The organism is Massilia litorea (assembly GCF_015101885.1).
In the GTDB taxonomy this organism is placed as follows: Bacteria; Pseudomonadota; Gammaproteobacteria; order Burkholderiales; family Burkholderiaceae_D; genus Telluria; species Telluria litorea.
In genome coordinates this window covers 28,971-49,340 of the sequence record NZ_CP062942.1, presented here as the reverse complement: position 1 = coordinate 49,340, position 20,370 = coordinate 28,971, and the positions used below count along the sequence as shown (strand labels likewise).

Sequence of the window (20,370 nt, the reverse complement as noted above, 5' to 3'; positions counted from 1 at the left end):
AGGCACACTTTTCATAACTCTGACGAACAACATCCCAAAGCTTATAATAGTTGTCAGTCATGGCTAACTATAGATCGATGCTTAATAGTAGCTGATGGGAAACGCTAACAGACCACAGAAGAGACCTTGCATCACCTCGCCGTACTATCATCCAATCTTTCGTGCAGTGCTTGCCCCCGTGATTCAATCCAGAAATTTTGTTTCTACTATGGATGACTTCGATCGCCTGCTACCCGACATGACTAGAGCTCTGGGGCAGCCGATAAGCCATGTATAAGGCAGTAATGTTGTTAGCGTTATAGTTCCCTAAACCTGCAGCACTTCGACCAAGGAGATGGAATGAATCTTAATGAACGGCTACGACTGTTCGCTTGTGCGATTGCCTTGCAACAAATGCATGGTCAATACTATGCTCAATCTTTCTTACAAGAACAGGGGATCCCAAGCAGTGAGGCGATGAAGATCTCCTGCTGGGCCGCAAACACGCTATGCCGAGTTCCGGCGCCGGAGTTTTCTATAGAGTTCTACCGCGCAATATATAAGTTATCGCAGCTTCCTGAGTTTTCTGGATCGACAAATTGCTACCGATACGAAAACTCGTAAATATAAGGAATGCCAGAATTTTCCATGCAAAATCTGCGGTATTTCGCTAAAAAAGCTAATCAATAAAAACGTGCTTGGCTAACTATGAGACTTCAAGACTAGTGGTGCCTAACGAAACGCGTGCGTCGCATCAATACCACGAACTACTTCAATAAATATAGTATGAGTCAGCACGTCACATTTTCTCCACCGCCCGATTTAAAGCGTTGCGATGCGCTAAGACTAAGGAATAGCAACATTACAAACAGTTTAACACCGGTACGCTACCCATTCTTATAACAAAGGTCATGTGTGGTTCGTGCTATATGATATGACAGTGCCGTCTTTGTAAGTGCCACCTCAGAAGAGCAGACAAATTACTAAATTCGTAAAATCCCAATTGTAATTGCGCAGTCAATACGGAAAATTAAGCTGGAATTGGGATTGAAATTGGCATTACTAGCCCCAACCAACTCGCTGAACAATTAATGTATCTTCTTGATAAGAAATCTAACAACGCTCCAGATAATTTTTGGTAGCAGCACGCGCCCTAAAAATTCGCGTCCGTACGGTTGCGGTCGGGCACGCTAGCCTTTTTGAGATCTGATCATTGCTTAAACTATCGTACAACTGCAAAGCCAATGTATCCCGGATATCATCTGGGAGCTGTGCGATAGCGAAACGAATCGAGCTTTCGACCTGCTTACCTATTAGCAGCAACTCTGGCGTGTCTAGTTCTAATGAATTTTCCAAGTTAGAGTTGGTTGGAGCGGAATCGAAATTGACCCGAGAAAAAATCAATTCATGCCTATGTTTTCCTCGAAGATAATTCTTCGAAACGTTCGTAGCGATCCTATACAGCCAGGTGAAGAACGATGCCTCGTTACGAAAACCGTTCAATCCACGAAATGCCTTCAAAAAAGTTTCCTGAACCACATCTTCTGCGTCCTCAGGATTAGAAATCAGCATGGAAACCACTCGCATTACGCGTCCACGATACCTCTTCATTAGGCAATCAAATGCTTTCCCCTCGCCTTGTCGAGCATGCTGAATCAACGTATCGTCGCAGCTTAGATCTGAGATCATTATGTGCCTCATGTTGTACGGTAGCATTATCGACCGTTCGGTCACGCTGTCCATGCAACATTCTTTTATCATGTCGCATAGGTCTCAGCATTGAACAATATCAAGGATCTTGTTAGAGTATTCCCCGGTAGCGGAATATGACGACCGACGGCATCGGCACGCGGGAAGGCTGTCAGTCTTAATTATTTGTCGCTAGACAAATGGTTCGCTAGCGACGACGTCGAAAGAACCTGTTTGGCGCGATAAACGATAGGGAAAGTTAGGAACTAAACTAAACTGAATTCTTCACATACAAAAACGAACGACCATGACGGGATCGTTGAAACCGTTTCGATCAGTGAACTTTCTAGTGCTGTCGAGGATCGCGCGTTAGGCAGCCACTGGGAAGTCGATCTGCTGTTCCGTAGCCACAACAGGAAATCGCTACAGTCGTCGAGCCGCTGACACGCTAATTGATGCCGCTAAAAGTAGCCAGCAGAGATACCGCATCGGTGATCGATGCACTCATCAGCAATTTGCGTAAACTCGACAGCAAAACTATAAAACGTTGACGTGGGCCCGCGGGACGGAGAGGGTTGACCATAAGCGCTTCACTGTCGATACGCATATCCATACATATTGCGCCCATGAAGACCATTGGCAGGGCGGTTCAACGAAAACATCACTGGGATCTTGCGTCCAGATTTTCCGAAAGGGCTAGACCTCTCGGCGTACCCATAGTTGAGCCTTGACGAGGTGGCTAAGCAGCTGAATGAGTGAACCAAGAAGAAATTCAACTTCCGAACACCCATACAGCGATTTCACGAATGTGTTGCATCGGCTGGTTGAAAATAAATTCCAAGCGGACGAGAGGTCAATGAATTAGTTCTTTACAGCCTTAACGAACCGCTCATACGTTGTCCACCCTGGATCAAAAGAAACGTGGATTTCAACCGGAAACGTCGCCCTGAATTGAAGAGCCAAATTCAACCGTTCTATGAATGCCTCCTCCGCTTGGGTGTAATATGTCCACTCTTTCAGGTTGTTTCCGGTTGAAACCATTGCCAATGTTGAGAATCCGTCCCCCTGCAGAGGCGAAAGCGCGGCTTCGAAATCATCCATCTGGTTACGCTCGTTAAGGGACGGCATCCCTCTCTCGCCGTTGTATCGCCATACGAAAAGGATACGGTCGGGTTGTCGACTGCGTAAAAAACTGGGGATGACTTCTTTAACGTATCTATAAATAACTACCGTTCCATCACTTTCGTTTCTGGAGATGGCGGTTTTCCATACTTGTGGGTTCGCGAGTTTGGACATGAGAAATAACGTGACCAAAATAAAGAACGATTTGCATTTCCGCTTCACAGATAACGTCTTAAATTTGTCATTTACATCTAATTCCCCAGGGGAAATTTTCCGCAATTATTAAATATATTCTTTTAATAAAACTTATCTCAGTACACTAGTTGGTAACAGGTGGAATAACCGAAATCAGTCACGCTCAACATAAAATTAGGCCCTAAGGACGTTAAAACGGCGTCGTTTTCGAAAAGTGCAAATTATCGGGGACTGAGCTCAGGCGATCAATGATAAATCTTGAATGATCGACGCAGTGTAGAGACAACACGACAGGCGTCTTTGTCCCGCGTTAATGAGAACGAATTCACCACATTTCGATTCTTCATTATGAAGATAATTGTTAATCTACCGTACCGCAACTTACATGCTCCGGCTTCGCTTTATTTACATTATATAAATTCTTGTAGAGAAGCGTCGCACCGCGTTTGATCATCCTTCAATTAGCATTTCGTCAATGTAAATAACGAAAATATTTTTCGACATGGGTTTCCTAGCATAGTTGTCCCAAACGGCGTTTGGAACATCCATACAGCAGAGCAAATCTTGAAGAACCTTGGGATAACGGGATTTTCTTTTCCAGTTGCGATCACGAAGAAAAATTGATGAATTGAAGAGTGTCATTGCCGCCGCTGGCCGTACATGTTCTCCATATGAGACCGCGATGTCCCTGCTACTTGAAGGTAGTTCAACACGCTGTTGTGATTAGACAATGCGAGGCGATTAGGAGTTCTTGCTGGCTCCTTTTTCGCTCTAGCACTTTCTCCCGCCCATACTCGAAATTCGACACCGCTCGTGTTTCTGTCTATTCGCACGCACATGACGTCAGCTTAGCGGCTGCCAGACTCATGTTAGAAGCTACACGCTTGTCTTCAGTAGGGCTTGATCTTCATCAACGGTACGTTTGAAAAGACGAACTCTCGCGGATTTACACACGGAACTGCAGGTCTGCATATACTAGCGCTTAATGACATAGTCGCCCGGCTTTGCTCTGGCCGTCAATTAGCATTACCAGGAAGCTTGATTGCTTCCACGACGCACTCGAGAAGCTGTGCGATAGTTCAGAGGGGAACACTATGTTTCCTATTAGAATTTCTGGCTTCGTTTGTGGTACTTGGGGCACTACTTACTTAAGGCGATCCAGCTGAGAGAAATCCTGTCATTGGTTCGTTCAGAAAGGCCTGCTAGCTATGCTAGGGATCGACAATAATTCCTTCATCATCATTTCAGCCGCATTCGGCCTACTTTGCGGTTTTCTTTTCTTCTCCGTACGTGTCGGTTTCCCAAAGACCATCGCCGGTTTATCTGAATGGGGATGGGCGTGCCTGCTGATGGTCATTGCCGCTTTGGGCTTTACAACGCGCGGCAAATTGCCCGTGCTGTTCTCGAGCTACTTTCCCAATTTACTCATTCCGTTTGGTGTCATCGTAATGCATCGAAGCTTAGCCATGTTCGGCAACTTGACGGTCAGCGAACGGCCGCTGTTCGCGCTGCTTTGTGGCGCTTCAGTGGCCTTGGGATGGGTGACTTTTGTTGTCGACGACTATGGCATTCGGGTGATTATTGTGAGCGCTTTGCTCACTGTACTTTTTGGAGCATGTAGCGTCTCGCTCACCAGATACCATTTAAAACGGTTTCCCGAGTGGTTCACATGTTCCATGTATGCAACCACTGCATTGGTCATGGGGGCACGCTGCGTCTCGGCGCTTGTCTCCGGACAGACTTTGATACGGGAAAATGACACGTCTACGATTCACGACCTGTACATTCTCGCGTTTCCGTTCTCGCTGGTGGCGATGAGCTTAGGATTTCTGCTCATGGCCAACCGTGCATTGCAGGGCCGCCTTGAGTTGCAGGCACTGCATGACCCCATGTCGGGTGCGTTGCGACGCGACGCTTTCCTTGAAACTGTCGAGCGCGAAATCGCCGTGTCACGACGGTATGGTTCGCCCCTATCATTGCTGATAACGGACCTCGATAACTTCAAGGCAATCAATGACACTTACGGTCATCTGATCGGCGACAAAGTGATTACCAATTTTTCGGCACAGGCTACACAACTGCTACGTGCGCAAGATGTCATCGGTCGCTATGGCGGAGAAGAATTCGTAGTCCTTCTGCCACAAACCGGCATCGAGGCAGCGCTCGCGATTGCTAACCGCATATGTACTTGCATTGCCGAGACCAATGCAAAAGGTGTGCCGCCTTATACTGTGAGTATCGGCGCCGCCTGCCTCAACATGAATAACCCTGACCTTCTCTCGCTCTTGGACGCTGCGGACATGGCCTTATATGCCGCAAAACGGGCTGGAAAGAACCGCGCTATTGCGGCTCCGATGAAGCCTGCTGTGTAGTTACTTTGCGGGGCTCAGTTGCTGCGAATTTGTAAAAGCAACTCACAAACGCCGAGGTGCCCCCAGTGATCGATGTTTGCATGCACTCGATTACGTGTCCACCGTCGGTGGTACCAAGCGTATCCGCCTCTCGATTAGAGAGTTGCATTTTACATTTTATTCGCGGTCGCTCTCGACGGTACCGAACGGTCCACTTCGGGTCGCAATCGGACGGTAAAATAGTGTAGAGGATGCTCTATGGGCGGCAAGGGCTTGTTCTGCATAGTGTGTACCGGCCTTCTTGTAGTTCCTTGAGTGCTCCCTCGCTGGCTGTCCGCGCGCCAGAAACCTTGGTTCCTGCACAACAGGTTCTGTCCGGATAGAGCCGGAGGAATTACGGATTGAATGTAAGGCGCTCGACTTGTGGCCTCGCTTTATGCACAGTGATTAGACTGTGCGTGCGTCCGTCAATATGATTCCGCTGGTAGACGAGCGGAGGCGTTATGGATGTGTTTCGACTTAATTATTTGGTAGGCGTGCCTGCGCGGCCGCGCGAGCTCTCCTTAAATGTTCGCGCTCGACGGTGGACCGCACGCGTTGTTGTGCAGACTATCATCAAGCATGAGTTCCCAGACGTCACACTCCCGGAAATGAAGAAAGGGGCCTGGACCACCGACGGTATCCTGGCAGAGTTTGGTATCGGCAATTTAACTTGCACATACGTCAACGAGGAAGGACCGAACTGGATTGGGGCAATCACCGAAAATGGCATCGTGATCACTGCTGCAGCACTGGGCAAACTACGATAGCGGCGTAGAACTTTATCGTGTAGCCCTTTTCTCGTCCGCGGCGTCAACGAGCGTCAACGAGCTTCACTGGCGCAGGCGTTTCGACGCCTGGTTACCCTAGCCAGTTTGCATTCGAGCCGCCGGCAGTTGCACTAATTTGATAGCGTCAAGCAGCTGCGCCAGTTGCCAGTGCCGCAGCATGTACATCGTGTTGCCCATTGTCGATGCGAACGCGTCAGGAACGGATTGAACGAGAACCAGGGTGTCCCCAAGCTGTTCCCTCAGCGTCTCAGGTGACAACGCATAGACGCGTTCGTGGCGCCGTCCTGCGTGGGCCGTGTGAAATTTGCGTTCGTACCGATAGTCTTCCAGCAAATCTCCCATCATGACCGCGGCCCATAATGCGTATACGTCGAAGTCGCAGGCGTGGTTCATCATGTCGGTGGTGTAGCCGCCTGGCGGGCGCACGTTCATCTCCAGCGCGAGGTAGGACCCGTCGGGACGCCAGAAGAATTCAAGGTGGAAGAAGCGCCGGCGCAGGCCGAACCCCGCCAACGCACGCCGACCGACGTCCTCGAGCGCCGGGGGAATACTGCGCATCGAATAATAATAGCCATCGAGTGTGCCGGTTCTCACTTCCATGATGCCGCTATCGTAGACATGCGAGGTGCAGAAGACCACGCCGCCTTCGCGGTTGACCAGGCCATCAAAGGTGACGATGACGCCTTCGACAAAGGGCTGGACGATGTGATTATCGAGCGGCAGAAGCAGCGCGGCGTCGAGTTCGGCCGGTGTCGATACGCGAAAGGTGGACGTTGCGCCGGAGCCGCTATCGGGCTTGAATACGAGCGGCAGGCCATGCGTTGCAGCAAAGTCTCTGACGACCTCGGGAGACACGCAGCGGATGCCAGGCGGGTGGGGCACGCCCGCTGTCTCAAAAACCTGCGCCATGGCCAGCTTGCTGCGCAGGCGCCTGACGTCTTGCGCCGAGAGGCCTTCGATGCAGAGGTCGTCGCGCAGGCGGCCCTCCACTTCGAGCCAGTGCTCGCCGTTCGATTCAACAAAGTCGATGGGACCGTACAGCGCGACCAGGGACTGCACGACGCCGAGCAAGCGTTCGTACTCTCCCATACGCGGTTCAAACACGTACGCTTCGAATGCCTGGCGCGCTTCCGGCGGCAGATCTTGCTCTGGGATATCGCCTACGGCAAGGACGTTCGCGCCGCGCGCGCGCGCAGCGACGCAGAACAGATGCGAATTCGGCGGAAAACCTGGCGACAGGTAAAGAATTCTCACGCTAGGCTTTCCTCAGCTGCCAGCCGACGCCATTCCAGATGTGAAATGGCGATACATCGGCACGGATGACCTGCAATTGCGCCTGCTGCGCCAAGCCGAGCACCTCGCCATTGACCTCCTCGCGTGAGCGACCGTAAGCATAATTGAACAGGACAAAATCGCCCCCGGGGCGCAACACGCGCCGCACCTCTTCAAAATGGCGCTCGACCAAGGCCCGCCCGGAAAGCACGACGTAAGGGAAGGTATCGACACTGTAGACGAGATCGACAGAAGCCGCCTCCCACGCCGACAGGTCTTTGCCGTCAGTCAGCAGGACAGACGTATTCGAACAAGCGGCGAGCCGGCGCGTGGCCGCCGCGATCATGCCAGGGGAGACATCGGTGCCGCTCACGGACCGCAGGCGCGAGGACAGGGGCGCCATCAAGCGCCCGATGCCGCAGCCGATCTCGATGGCATCCCGATCTGGCTTCAAGACACCCCAGTCGTCCATCACGCCAATGACCTCGTCCGTCGCCGCAGCCAGCAACTCGGGGTTTCCCAGTGAGTAAAGCGCCACACTCGACTCCTCGCTCTGCGCCACAGACGCATCGAACAGCCGTCGGCATCGCTCGATGCCCTCTTCCGTGTCGCTGGCAGGTTCCGGAGAATCGAGGCGCTGGCGGATCATGCTGACGATGGTCCTGCAGCCCGCCGCATTGTCGGCGAGGTGCTGCGCCAGCGCGCGAAGCTTCGCCGGGTCGCCGGTGAGCGTGGGCAGGATGCGGGCCAGTGCCGACGTATCCTCCGTGTGCTGCACGAGTTCCATCACGATCATGGACACCGAAGCCTCGGCGCGCAGATAGCGGTCGACAATTTGCTGGATGCTGGCGGCTCGATGGTCCATCGCAGCCCGTTCAGGTCGCCCGGCAATGCTGGCTGGCGATCCGCATCGCGCTTCGCGCATGCTCCAGCGTCGTATCGATGTCATCCCGCTGATGCGCATGGCTGATGAACCACATGTGACGGGGATGCAGCAGGACGCCGCGCTCGAGCATCGCCTCGTAGAACACTGTCCGCATTGCATCGTTAACTTGGGAGTCCGGATGATCAAAGCGTAGGAAGGGCATCGGCGGGAAAGGCTCGCCGTAGCTCAGCGCGGGCACATCGAACTCGCGCACAATGGTGTTCAGGCCGTCGATCAGCCGCTGGCCCAGCGCCCATACATGGCCGGCAACGTCGCGTTCCCGAACGATACGCAAGGTTGTCAGGGCGGCGGCCATGGCCGCAGTATCGCCGTGGAAGGTGCCCGACAGATGCATTCCGGCGGCGCTGTTCATGACATCGCGCCGCCCCACCACCGCCGCGATCGGCCAGCCGTTGCTCAGGCCCTTGCTCACCGTGGTCAGATCGGGCTTGAGTTCGAAACGGGCCTGCACCGACCCGGGGGCGGTACGAAATGCTGTCTTCACTTCATCGAGAATGAACAGCGCGCCGTGGCGATGCGTCAGGTCTTGCAGGGCCTGAAACCGTTCCCGCGTCGGCGGCAATACCATCTCCGGCGCCAGGATGACGCCGGAGATTTCGCCAGGAAAGACGCTGAACAGGGCCTCGAGCGAATGCGGATCGTTGGCGTTGAACTCCAGCACCTGTGCGTCGAGCCCGGCGGGAACTGAATTCTCGAGTGGCAGACACCAGTCGTGCCAGCCGTGATAACCCGCCCGTGCGACACGGCGGCGCCCCGTTGCGCGGCGGGCGATGCGCAGGGCGGCAGTCGTCGCTTCGCTCCCTGTCTTGAGTACCACGGCCATGTCGGCCGCGTCAAACTGCGCGACCAGCGCTTCAGCGAACAGCACGTGCTGCGGACGATTCATCGACAACAGCGAGCCGCGCTCGAGCTCCTCGCGCGCCGCCGCGTCCACTTCAGGGTCCGCGTAGCCGAGCAGAAACGCACCGAAGGCCATCAGATAGTCGATGTACTCGTGCCCGTCGACATCCGTGATCCGGCAACCAAAGCCGCGTTCGATATACATCGGCGAGCGCTCGGGCGTCGTGAGCACCCGCCCCGACAGGTGGTGCGCACCGGGAATGACGCACTGGGCGCGCCTGAGCCACGCCTGTGAAGAGGGAAAGCGTCCTTCAGTCATGTTTCTGCCTCAATATTGCCTGGCCTACGGTGCGGCCCTGCCCGCAGGCTTCCCTGTTACGAAGCGGCAGGGCCGGCATGGCGATGAGAAGACGCCGTCGCTCACCAAAAGCCGTCATCAAAGCCGAGCATGGCTGAGAGCAAGACACGCATTGCCATCAGGTCAACGGCGAATTGCTTACTGGCGAAGTGACTCAGCCGATCGTCGAACATCGGCGCGCGTTGTGGTTTTAAGTCTGTTGCTCCTTGTAACTCTACCTCATCTTAATTTACATGAAATCACTATTCGTCGTTGCACGACAGCGGTGAGTCGTTCCAATCGGCGCAGTACAAGGTCAGATATGGGGAGAGACCTGGACGGTGGAGGAAAGGGGAGCATGGATGAACCTTGCAACGTGCGTTGCCTTGCGTATTTCTTCTACAGTGACCAACAACATACATTCCAATATGCCTGGTCGTGAGAGGGATGGAGCACATTGACTCTTTGGAGAGGAAAACCCTGGAGTGAAAGTTCCCAAGGGTGCCGTCCGGAGCTTAGAAAACCATGAGTACCTGCGTGCGGCCCACTCCCGCGTACCAACCCACCTTGCAACTCGATTCTTGCTCTATAGGAAGATGTCATCAAGGCGGCGGTTTGTGAACTAGGCTGTGTACTAACTCGGCGCTTGAAACGCTTTCCTTGAGGTTGTGCGAACAGGCCGATCGCGCTCATGCCTACTATGCCGTTGATCTTGGTTTCCAACGCAGCTAGATAGGCGATTGAGCAGATGGTCACGCGTCCTGAACGCTTTCTTGGACATAACATCTGTATCTTCAGTCTAAATATGTCAATCGCATTAAGCATGAATTTAACTTATTTTCCCAGATGAATAACCGCTAAATAGCCACAAGCTATTTACATTATTTTAATAGTATGCATAATTCATGATTTTCACTTGTATTTACATTAGACTCAATAAGGCTCACTCTCGAGCCCGTCTGCAAAATATAGGGGAATAATGATGAAAGATACACGGAAACTCTCGCGTCTTTTCCAGGCCACGCTACTGGTGGCATCCTGTCTCGTAACATACGACACTGCCCTTGCCCAAGGGAAAAACGGTACGACTTTGGCCGGCTACAAAACGATCGATATCTGCGCGGTCGGTAATGGCGATTGGCGTTATTACGGCCTGATCACGCTCTGGAATGAGGGCGCCGTGAATACGGAAGGCCTGTCCATCAAAGACCAGATCCAATACAAGACCGGAACCGACTGGGTCGGCGGTCCATATGTCAATCTAACCGTTCCAAGCTTCATCCCTGCCGCGACCACTGATGGCACCGCGACCGTCATCCCGTATTCGGTCGACAACCTGCCTCTTCCGGGCACCATCCGGAATGTAGCCTCCATCACAATCATGAACCATTCCGGTTCGCTCGGTATTCCCAAGGGCCCGGAACCGAAAGCAACCTTTTTGGGCGACGTGAAGCCTTGCGACTCCGTCGACGCAGGTGGCTGCAGCTACACGCAGGGGTACTGGGGGAGCAAGCCGAACGTCGTCTGGCCTTCTCCGTACGATCGCAGCGCAATGTTCTATTTGAGCGGACTAACCTGGCAGGGAATCATGGATAGCCCGGTAAAAAGCGCACCTGGGTATTATCAGCTGGCACAACAATATATCGCCGCAGTATTAAATGTCGCGAATAACGCATCTGCGCCACAAGGAGTGACATCCACCATCTCGGCCGCGGCAGCGTGGCTGACTGTTACTAGTCCAGTCGCCTGCAGTACTAAAGGAAGCTGCGGGGTACAAAAGGACTGGGCCGCCACGTTGGCAAAATATAACGAAGGCAGTTATCCTAGCGGCCCGAAACACTGTGAATAAGGCTGGGCGATCAGGAAATAAAGTGCGCCGCCGGCGCACTTTATTTTCATGCCGGCCCTCATCCGCCTAGTGATTGGGCTGATTAGGTGTAAAAATGTTCCATCAGAGCAAGTTGCAGTTATTTAGGAGGACTGTCATCTACTGGAGATTTGCGAACCTAATGCACCTTCTCGTCTGACCATATGACGAACACGGCCCACTCAATCAGGTCCTCGTGATCCATCGAGTACCCGGTCAACTCCTCGGCTGTAAGACTGCCGATCTGAAAATGGTCCGGGTCTTCTTCCATTAGGCCAGCCATTCATCGCGCGACACTGATTGTCCTGTGGCGATCGGCAGCCCTACCCACAAACCACTGTCTTTTTCTGCTATCGCTTTCTAGAGGTCGAGCATCTTACCCTTGGCGCAGATTGGCCAGGACAGGCGCCGGCTGAGCCTCATCAGCCTTGGCGAAATAGTGGACTGCCAAGCAGGCAATTAGAGCGGCGGCGGCTATCCCGGCCGTTCGTAGGCCAACAACTACATGTGGCTGGTGACCGCACTGAGGACAGCTTGTTACGAAGCTGGTGAGGTAACCACACTCGACGCACGCTTTCAGAGGCATTTGCTTTTCCCCGAGATTGACCGGGCACATTTGCGCCCTCAAGCCGAAGCATTATACGGATCTAGAATTGCCAGAATCTCACCAATTGTCGCAATCATGTCTTTACGATTCTTATGCTCTGAAGACGGCCTACAAAACAACAGTTCCGATGCCTTTAGCGCGCGAACCGATGTCCATTAGGACTATATTTCTGATAACTAGTTTCGATATCGGGCTCCGTTTCTGTTCGGCGGAGAACTTAACAAAACGTAACATTGCCGATGTGCTGGCTGAGCGCTCCAAAACACTAACTGGGGAAGGATATGTTCGCCTTGTGCCTTCCTTCACCGATGTTCCTGACAGCTCTAACCTGGTCAGTAGTTATGACCGCAGTGAGGGAGCTCAACTCGGCCGGCGAGATATTCTCGTTTCTGTTCCTCATCCTGGTGCCGATGCTCGACATACTGCCGGCCTACGAAGCCTAGCTGAAGGGGCACCCGAACATTACCGCAATTGCGCTCGCGAACATCTCTTTACGGTGGTCTGTTCTGGGGTGGGTGCGGGGTTTGGTGTAGCGTTCAAGAAGCCTGAGCCGGTCGTTGCGGCGCCAGCTCGAGAGAGCCCGCTGCCGTCGGCGCCGGCACGCCCGACGAAGACATGCCGACGGTGTGAGCCTTCAAGAAACCTGAACCGGTAGCGGTGTCGCAAGCTGAAGAGACCTCTCTCCCGGCGCCGGCGAGCTCGACGAAAACATGCACGTTCTGCGCGGAGAAGATCCTAGCAGCTGCCATCAAGTGCAAGCATTGCGAAAGCGACGTCCTTGCTTAGTGTGCCTAGCAAAACCCTCGATTGTGAGTAAAGCAACGAACACCATACACTTAACCATTGTAGATGTCCCTCATCGGCCGGCTGCAGACGTCCACAATAGCTCAGTTTACGGTGCTGTTGCTATCCGGGCAAGCAAGGGGTGTTGTTAGGCGCTCTAAACCAAGACGCGGCTAGCGCGCTCGCTTTTGTCCCAGAATTCGTATTTATTTTAGGAGACGGGAAAGCTAAAGTGTTTCCGTCCGGAACTCCTAAGGCCTAGCTTGGTATGTATAGCCAAGGACTACGATTTTATGAATTATCTGTCAGCACCGTCATTTATGTCGTCGGTGCATTAAAGCTTGCTTTCTCCGAAAATCCACAAATCTGCAGGCCTAGACGATTGCACAATTCGTCAGGAACTCGGTGACGCTAATTTATCATCTACCGTCTTGGAGAATGGTAGGAGAATGGCCCATCAGTCATAGATCGGTACACGTACTGCTTTTACGGAATCGCCTTTATAACCCACAAGATGCTGCATCGTTTCCAACACTTTACTAAGGCTTATCGGCCTAACAAGAAAATAGTCAAATCCAGCGGTAGCACGATTGTCGTTTATTGGAATGCCGTAATTCGTTATAGCGACGATAAGAGCCTCGACCGTTTCCGGCATTTTGCGAAGCGACAAGCATAAATCAGGGTCGCTGCGACTGACATCGAACAACGATGTGAAAACTGCATCAGGCCGGAAGATCGGAACTAGCGCTAACGCGTCTGCACAAGTTATCGCTTTCCTTACAGAATAACCCTTGCTGACAAAAACGGAAAAATACAGCTCTAATTTTTCTTCTTCGTTATCGACGATAAGGACGCGTAATCTACGTTCTGCGTTCGCTATCATTTCTTCTCCCGGTTTGTCGAAATCTATGATTTATAAATGGCTCGGTCTACACTTCGGAAAAGAAAAAACGAATCTATTTGTTTCCTTTAGTCGGGTGGCCTGCCTAATTGAACGGGCGTCATAGATTATGTTTCGTCACACTAGTCTGTTCGTCGATAAACTTGTAGCGAGAGGTTTCTTACGAGCGACCAGATCGTTTTCGATCGCGTATTGAACAATTTCACTAGTGCCGTGCAGATTTAGTCGTATCTTTATATTATTTTTATGACTACTAACTGTCTTTTCGCTAAGCGAAAGCCTTCTAGCGATTTCGTTGTTTTTTATTCCTGAGGCTATCAAACCCATCACCTGACGTTCGCGATGAGAAAGTTTTTTTTGTTTGGGTTCGCCGTGAAGTATCTCTTCGGTCAAGGCCTGAGAGATTGTTGCTGTTAGATACGGCTTTCCGGAAGTAGCCGCGGCTATCGATGCATAGAAGTCGGTCACTCGACTGTCCTCCAGCAATATTGCTCGTACGCAATATTTAAAAAGCACGGTTACGGAGCGGAGACGATTCTTACGGGTTATCAAAACAACTGGGATACGGAGCCCTACTGATTGCAACGTCTCAAGAACCTCTACGGTAGAGCAATCAAATTCTGGGTCGGTCAGAACTACTACGTCGTCCGATATCAATCCCCGCCCCTCTTCGAGTTGTTTATACGAGTCGAAAATACGTCCAATTTCATAGTTACCGTTTTCCTTAAGGAGGAGAGTCATGCCCTCAACGAGGAGTTTTTTCGTAGATACAAAATGGATCTGCATGATGAACTCATAATGTTTAGCGTAAGTAAATGATGGCAATAATTGAGTTATCTTGCCGGCGTAGTTCGAAACCTGTCTTAAGATTGATAGCTTTCGATACGACCTTACGATCGCAAATTTATGAATTTCGCAATAACAATTTTGCCTACAAACATTCCTTATCGAAATCCAAAACGATGCCCAGCTGAGTGTTTCAAAGCAATCTTCCGCCTATTCCGTTGAATACGCTGTTATATTAATGGAAATACGATCGATTTACGGCGGCAGATTTTGTCCGACATCAAACAACGCTGGAATTTTCAAAACTTCATGGCAACCAGAAACATAACGAATACTGACCAGTTATCTTGACGTGTCAGTATAGAATTTCCTCAACAGCTTACCGCCAACTTTCATTTAAGGTCTGAGCGTTCGGAAACATTCATAATGCAAATAGCACATACGGCTCTGTTAACCGAACAGATCCCAAAAGGTGCCGTGTAAAATATCGACAGCGTGTCGCGGTGTACAAGATGTGGTAAAACTGAAACGATTGCGCGTTGCTGCCGAGTTGCCAATTCTCGGCAGTCCAGCCCGAACACGACGAGATGCTCGGCAATATTCCGATGATGTTGTAATACGTCACGCCTGTGGCCGCCTTCTGGCGACCAATCGTAAAGCTTGTGAACTAATCGGAAAAATTCTTGAGCTTTCGAGAAGTTACTACTTCGAGAATACCTGACACCTCTTGCACGAACAGCTCCCTGATAAGCTCGCTCGCGGCGGAAATCATAGTCGAAAGCGTGGATAAAAAGGTCTAGCGGAGCTTTCTCATCAACGGAGGATGTAACACGCTCCACCGATAGTTACTCGGCAGGTCGATGCTGAAATGAGAGTTTTAACGGATCTACATCAGTTGACGTTATGGGTTTTACATAACGATCTCGACCATGTTCGAGATCGTTTCTAATAATGCGGACATCAACACGGTTGATCGCTTCGCCTGGTGATAGTCATGGAGAGCCAGGTATGCCGCTTTAGCTGATCGGACAATTGCTTCTGCGATCATCTGAGCTTTAGCCTGCCGACAGCAACGTCGAACAAGTGCCTGTTTGCCATGAGCTTACGTGGACCAACTGCAGACGGTGCCCGTCTAAACGAATTCGCGATGGTGCATCGACTTGCCGCTGAATGCCACAGGACATCCGTTTGGCCCAGCGATAGCACACATACACGCTCCGCAGTCGAGCGTAAAGATAGCGGCTGCGTTCACAGAACGAATACGCCCATGGTCCAAACCCTTTTCCTGACGACCGTTCCCGCATATAGAAGCTCATCCGTCGGCTTAACGTAAGCGGTGTGCGCATATTGGCCGAGATCCGACTTATCGCCATAAGCTCGGCTGCATCACTGCGTGCTAACGGATAACAGAGGCTACGGATGATTGGCCGATTTAAGGCCACAACTTTAGCCACTGGATGCAAGATCAAGCACTGACCAGGCAGCAGCTTGTCGTGATCCATTTCTCCCGGACAGACAGTCGCAAAGCATGGTCGAGTCAGCGCTGTTAATTAAACGTACAACTTCATTTAAGTCGTTTCCGTTGCGCTGTTTAACCTTCAGTATGTGCTGCTTCACGCCAGGCGCAGGGCCGATATCACACGAATTGCCTCAGCTTGTCGATGTAGATATCCGCTCCTTGCGGCGATATCGACTGCTACCCGATCAGCCTCCCTCCGTTGCGCGGCGTCTAGCAGCACGCGAAGGATCACTCGCCTTTCCACTCCGTTGTTGGCCATGAATGTCCACGCATGAATTGCACCAAGCTCGTGGTCTAGTACGATGCCGTACCGTACGGCTTGCTCGAGGGAAAGATTAGCTCGGGTGTAGGTAGGCATAACCGTCTCCTTATAAAGCTCTGAATCGCAGTTACGTACTTGATATCGCAAGGCTACAGAAGAATACCTTAGATCAAGCATGCTGCGGATGTCTAAACTCCGTCCTGTAAAGCTATTTTGCCTGTCCTTGATTTTTATCAAACGCTACTCATCCTTGCTTTGCCGTTACCTTACTGTACTGTATAAGCTATCAAATAAGGCGGAGGGCCAGGCACCCGCACGATTAAACAAGGTAGGCAAAGAAACGGTGTCGGTGCTCCTAGGGAACACAAACCATTGATGACGATTTATGCAAGTGCGGAATCATAACGCTTTGCTGAGATTTCTTGACAGCAAAAATGCGCTAACGACTATTTGAGTACCCGAGATCGCCAACATTTTATTACGCGAACCATCATGCCGCGGAAGCGACCTTAGATAGCGGTCTTCCGAACTTTACATTGGAAGCGTCTCTATTTAATGTAGGATCTTCTTACGATCTCGGGTTGTGGTCGTGGCGGCATCGTCAACTTCTGCCGCTATCTCCTTCGCTTCGATCATCTGCTCTTGCTTCGATAATCGTACCAGTACTGCCAATTGCTGTTCGAGAAAGTATCGGATACGACAATCCCATTTTGTTCCACTCTGAAGGGGTAACGATTCTATTATCTTATGAATCATTACGTCCGATGTAATGCGGTGCATGTTCGCTCCGTCAGTATAGCTGCGTTTATCAAGTGTCCCGCGAACTGTCAAAGTGCAATGTCGATGCGGTTCCTACTATACACCGCAGAATAAGAGGATGAACTTTAAGTGTTCTATCTTCTTTGACATAACGCAAGGTTCCGCAGCTTGACAAGAATTCGGCGCATCTTCAGTCACCACCGTTGTGATCTACTATAGAACGTCAGCGTGGCCACTAACAAGAAGATTGAGATCCCGAGAATCGCTATTCTCGACAGACACATGCGAACAAAAGTAAGTTCGAACAACATCTACCAAACGCCGAAATAATGCGGTGATCGTAGCAGTCAGCTTAATTAACTTCGCTGGGGTATCCTACAGGCGAGCCTAGACTCAGATCACTTTAACCGCCAGCTCATGTAATTCAGCCGGATCAAGCTGGACCAGGCGGACACACCAACGTGTCAATACACTTTCTGTGCCATTCGCTAGGGAAACGAATGCCTCATTATAGATGTAGCATTTCTTAAGCTATTGCTCCACCTTATCATCTGTTTCAACAAAGAACTCCTGTAACAAGAAATTGAATGTGCGGTTGGATTCACACTCACACCCTATCTTATAAATAACGGCGAGAAGCATTCATTAACGCAAAGGAAACATGCGCAGTACTGTTGAGCGGTTCCGGGCAGGCTAGCCTCGATTCCATTGACTATTAATCCCGAGCTTCAGCAAAAATTTCTTCGGACCATGATTCAGGTGAAATAGTTGTCGATGTATAGATATAGATCAAACCTGGTTTATGAGTTCCGCCCGAAAATTCTAGCGCATCCGTACTTCGCCAGGCTGCGCACGGCTGGCGCCCGGTGGTCAATGACGATACCGAGCAATCAGACAGGCCAAGTGGAAACTACAACGGTATACAGGAGAAATGTAGCGGGTATGTTCATCGTAAATGCTATCAGAGTATTGGTAAAGGGCGAGTTCAACCGCAACGTACTCACTTTGATGACCGGAACCGGACTGGCACAACTTATACCGCTCGGAGTTACTCCGATCTTGTCGCGTCTCTACAATCCAGAACAATTTGGGGTTTTCGCACTGTTTACGGCAACGGTGTCAAGCTTAGCGGCAGTAGTCACCGGCCGTTATGAACTTGCAATCATGCTACCGCGTAAGAATGCCGACGCTATCAATGTGGCAGCGTTATCCATCGCAATCTGTTTTATAACAAGCACGATTTTGCTCATAGCAGCTTGGACTTTAAACGACAGAATTTCAACTGCGCTGGGAAATAGCGCAATTTGTACTTGGCTGTACTTTGTTCCGCTAGCGGTTCTGCTCAACGGTATCTATTCAAATCTGAATTATTGGAGTAATCGGAACAAGCTCTACCGCATAATGGCCCATCGGCGAGTCTTACAAAGTGGAGGGACTTCAGCTGTACAAATTGCCTTAGGCTTTCTGCGCACCGATGCGGGGGGACTGGTCATCGGTAGCATCTTCGGCCAGGCGTTGGCATCGGCTATGATGGCAAATATAATTTTTCGTCACAATCGAAATATATGGCGAGTTATCGACAAACGCAAAACTCTCGTGTTAGCAAAGCGATACATTAGTTGCGTAAAATTTCTAGTGCCTGCACACGTCTTGAGCGCTCTAGCTGTTCAGCTACCTGCGGTTTTTGTTACTGCAAATTTCGGTCTCTCGGCCGCCGGGTATTACTTATTTGCTGAAAGACTAGTTGGGATGCCTGTTTCTCTGGTTTCCGCGTCGATAGGAGACGTGTTTCGACAGAAAATGGCTGAGTCTTATACCGCTGGCAACCATTGTAGGAAAAATTTCGTGAGTACTCTATGGAAGCTAGTCGCGATTTCCACTCCGCCCTTTTCATTGTGTCTATTTTTTTCCCCTCTGGTTTTTGCCCACTTGTTCGGCGAAAGGTGGCGTGTCGCTGGAGAATACGCACAATTGATGTGCCCGATGTTTTACTTTCGCTTCATCAGTAACCCTTTGAGCCTGGTCGCAATAATCGCTCAAAAAAATCGGTTTGAATTTTTGTGGCAGGCGGGGTTATTGATGTGCTTGTTGCTTGTAACCGCAATCCATTATTTTGTCGACCTTGATGCAAAAGATTTTATTTTAGGGTTCGTAGCAGTCTCTGCCATATTCGATCTTATAAATTTGGCCGCAAGCTATATGTTTGCCTGTGCAGGCGACCTGCGATTGCAAAAACCGCAGTCAAGTTAACGGGTGTTCTTTTGATGGATTTTTTTTAACAATGGAGTCAGGCGATGGATGCAGTAATCAAAAGCCCAAGCGTTACGGGCAATGAAGCTGTGCAGAATGAAAGTGCAGCCTTATCCCGCAAAGCTTCCTATAGTGCATTCTGTGAAACGGAGCCGTCGATTCCTGTGTTTTGCACTAGTTGGTGGCTCGATGCGGTTGTAGGACCTACAAACTGGGATGTAGCTCTCGCAATCCTAAACGGACGGATTATCGGTGCGATGCCGTTCGTCACTTGCAAGAGGTTTGGAATGAAGGTCATCCAGCAACCGCCGCTTACCCCATTCCTGGGCCCATGGATAGCTCAAAACGGCGAGAAGGCGTCGACGAGGCTAGGCAACGAACAAAGAGTGATGCTGTCGCTCATCGAGCAACTTCCCCGGTTCGATCATTTCCGACAAACATTAAGTAGAAACGTCTCAAACTGGCTACCCTTCTATTGGAAGGGTTTCAGCCAAACCACCGAATATACGTACGTCGTGCACGGACTGGACGACCTAGATAAGGTGTGGAGTAACTTTGATTCGAGCCGGCGGAAGCACTGTAAACAGGGCGCCGGACGGCTTCGAGTGTGCGAAGACCTTCCTGTGGACGCTTTTTTGGCGCTCCACAAGATAACACTTGCGAATCGTGGCATTGTCCAGTCATTCGATGACGACTGCCTACGTCGATTAGACGCTGCTTGCGCCGCACGAGGTCGCCGCAAAATCCATATTGTGGTTGACGAAGAAGGCAATCATTGCGCTGGCACTTACACGGTCTGGGACAGCACTTGCGCCTACGCTTTAATGAAGGGCTCTCATCCGGAAATGCACAACTCAGGTGCGCCGAGTTTGTGCCAGTGGGAAGCGATTAAGTTTAGCTCGACCGTAGCGCCTAAGTATGACTTTCTCGGAAACAGCAATCCTTCTATTGAGCCATATGTTCGTAGCTTCGGAACGGAGCAAAGCCAAATTTTTACCATTAGCAAAACGCCCTCAAGGCTTTTACGATTGCGACAAGGTTTAAAATTGGCTTTGCCAAAGAGCTAGCGATGCGA

The 20,370-nt window shown here is 50.9% G+C and carries 12 protein-coding genes; 5 read left to right on the top strand and 7 right to left on the bottom strand.

Annotated elements, in window-relative coordinates:
• Positions 1-1,092: 1,092 nt before the first annotated feature.
• Positions 1,093-1,722: a sigma-70 family RNA polymerase sigma factor gene (locus LPB04_RS23500; protein WP_193689244.1), complete on the bottom strand. Its 630-nt coding sequence runs from the start codon at positions 1,720-1,722 to the stop codon at positions 1,093-1,095.
• Positions 1,723-2,529: 807 nt separating this feature from the next.
• Positions 2,530-2,964 (bottom strand): DUF695 domain-containing protein, encoded by a 435-nt coding sequence (locus tag LPB04_RS23495; RefSeq protein WP_193689243.1) that lies wholly within the window; start codon positions 2,962-2,964, stop codon positions 2,530-2,532.
• A 1,229-nt stretch (positions 2,965-4,193) separates the two neighbouring features.
• Between LPB04_RS23495 and LPB04_RS23490 the strand changes: the two genes are divergently transcribed.
• Together LPB04_RS23490 and LPB04_RS23485 are read left to right on the top strand one after the other, a co-directional pair.
• Positions 4,194-5,357, top strand: a complete 1,164-nt coding sequence (locus LPB04_RS23490; protein WP_193689242.1) for a GGDEF domain-containing protein — start codon at positions 4,194-4,196, stop codon at positions 5,355-5,357.
• Positions 5,358-5,938: 581 nt separating this feature from the next.
• Entirely contained in the window at positions 5,939-6,145 is a 207-nt protein-coding gene (locus LPB04_RS23485; protein ID WP_193689241.1) for a hypothetical protein, read from the top strand.
• Between the two features lie 96 nt (positions 6,146-6,241).
• Here LPB04_RS23485 and LPB04_RS23480 read toward each other — a convergent pair whose 3' ends face one another.
• From LPB04_RS23480 to LPB04_RS23470, 3 genes are read right to left on the bottom strand one after another with little or no spacing between them, the layout of a single operon-like run.
• On the bottom strand, positions 6,242-7,420 hold the full coding sequence (locus tag LPB04_RS23480; protein WP_193689240.1) for an ATP-grasp domain-containing protein: 1,179 nt from the start codon (positions 7,418-7,420) through the stop codon (positions 6,242-6,244).
• A 1-nt stretch (position 7,421) separates the two neighbouring features.
• Complete coding sequence (locus LPB04_RS23475) at positions 7,422-8,303, bottom strand: class I SAM-dependent methyltransferase (protein WP_193688792.1); 882 nt, start codon at positions 8,301-8,303, stop codon at positions 7,422-7,424.
• A gap of 10 nt (positions 8,304-8,313) precedes the next feature.
• Complete coding sequence (locus tag LPB04_RS23470; protein WP_193689239.1) at positions 8,314-9,543, bottom strand: aminotransferase class III-fold pyridoxal phosphate-dependent enzyme; 1,230 nt, start codon at positions 9,541-9,543, stop codon at positions 8,314-8,316.
• Between the two features lie 997 nt (positions 9,544-10,540).
• Between LPB04_RS23470 and LPB04_RS23465 the strand changes: the two genes are divergently transcribed.
• The gene (locus tag LPB04_RS23465; protein ID WP_193689238.1) at positions 10,541-11,410 is read left to right on the top strand and encodes a hypothetical protein; all 870 of its coding nucleotides are present in this window, start codon (positions 10,541-10,543) and stop codon (positions 11,408-11,410) included.
• Between the two features lie 1,865 nt (positions 11,411-13,275).
• On the opposite strand, the gene LPB04_RS23455 is transcribed toward LPB04_RS23465, so the two are convergent.
• Both LPB04_RS23455 and LPB04_RS23450 read right to left on the bottom strand, forming a co-directional pair.
• On the bottom strand, positions 13,276-13,701 hold the full coding sequence (locus tag LPB04_RS23455) for a response regulator (RefSeq protein ID WP_193689237.1): 426 nt from the start codon (positions 13,699-13,701) through the stop codon (positions 13,276-13,278).
• Positions 13,702-13,836: 135 nt separating this feature from the next.
• On the bottom strand, positions 13,837-14,505 hold the full coding sequence (locus tag LPB04_RS23450) for a response regulator transcription factor (protein ID WP_193689236.1): 669 nt from the start codon (positions 14,503-14,505) through the stop codon (positions 13,837-13,839).
• 3,482 nt (positions 14,506-17,987) lie between these two features.
• Here LPB04_RS23450 and LPB04_RS23445 point away from each other — a divergent pair.
• The gene (locus tag LPB04_RS23445; RefSeq protein ID WP_193689235.1) at positions 17,988-19,295 is read left to right on the top strand and encodes a lipopolysaccharide biosynthesis protein; all 1,308 of its coding nucleotides are present in this window, start codon (positions 17,988-17,990) and stop codon (positions 19,293-19,295) included.
• A 44-nt stretch (positions 19,296-19,339) separates the two neighbouring features.
• Positions 19,340-20,362 (top strand): GNAT family N-acetyltransferase, encoded by a 1,023-nt coding sequence (locus LPB04_RS23440; protein ID WP_193689234.1) that lies wholly within the window; start codon positions 19,340-19,342, stop codon positions 20,360-20,362.
• Positions 20,363-20,370 lie beyond the last annotated feature (8 nt).

Bases quoted from the DNA above. Each gene is read 5' to 3' on its own strand.
- LPB04_RS23500 (WP_193689244.1), bottom strand. From the start codon at position 1,722: ATGGACAGCGTGACCGAACGGTCGATAATGCTACCGTACAACATGAGG.
- LPB04_RS23495 (WP_193689243.1), bottom strand. From the start codon at position 2,964: ATGTCCAAACTCGCGAACCCACAAGTATGGAAAACCGCCATCTCCAGA.
- LPB04_RS23490 (WP_193689242.1), top strand. From the start codon at position 4,194: ATGCTAGGGATCGACAATAATTCCTTCATCATCATTTCAGCCGCATTC.
- LPB04_RS23475 (WP_193688792.1), bottom strand. From the start codon at position 8,303: ATGGACCATCGAGCCGCCAGCATCCAGCAAATTGTCGACCGCTATCTG.
- LPB04_RS23470 (WP_193689239.1), bottom strand. From the start codon at position 9,543: ATGACTGAAGGACGCTTTCCCTCTTCACAGGCGTGGCTCAGGCGCGCC.
- LPB04_RS23465 (WP_193689238.1), top strand. From the start codon at position 10,541: ATGATGAAAGATACACGGAAACTCTCGCGTCTTTTCCAGGCCACGCTA.
- LPB04_RS23455 (WP_193689237.1), bottom strand. From the start codon at position 13,701: ATGATAGCGAACGCAGAACGTAGATTACGCGTCCTTATCGTCGATAAC.
- LPB04_RS23450 (WP_193689236.1), bottom strand. From the start codon at position 14,505: ATGCAGATCCATTTTGTATCTACGAAAAAACTCCTCGTTGAGGGCATG.
- LPB04_RS23445 (WP_193689235.1), top strand. From the start codon at position 17,988: ATGTTCATCGTAAATGCTATCAGAGTATTGGTAAAGGGCGAGTTCAAC.
- LPB04_RS23440 (WP_193689234.1), top strand. From the start codon at position 19,340: ATGGATGCAGTAATCAAAAGCCCAAGCGTTACGGGCAATGAAGCTGTG.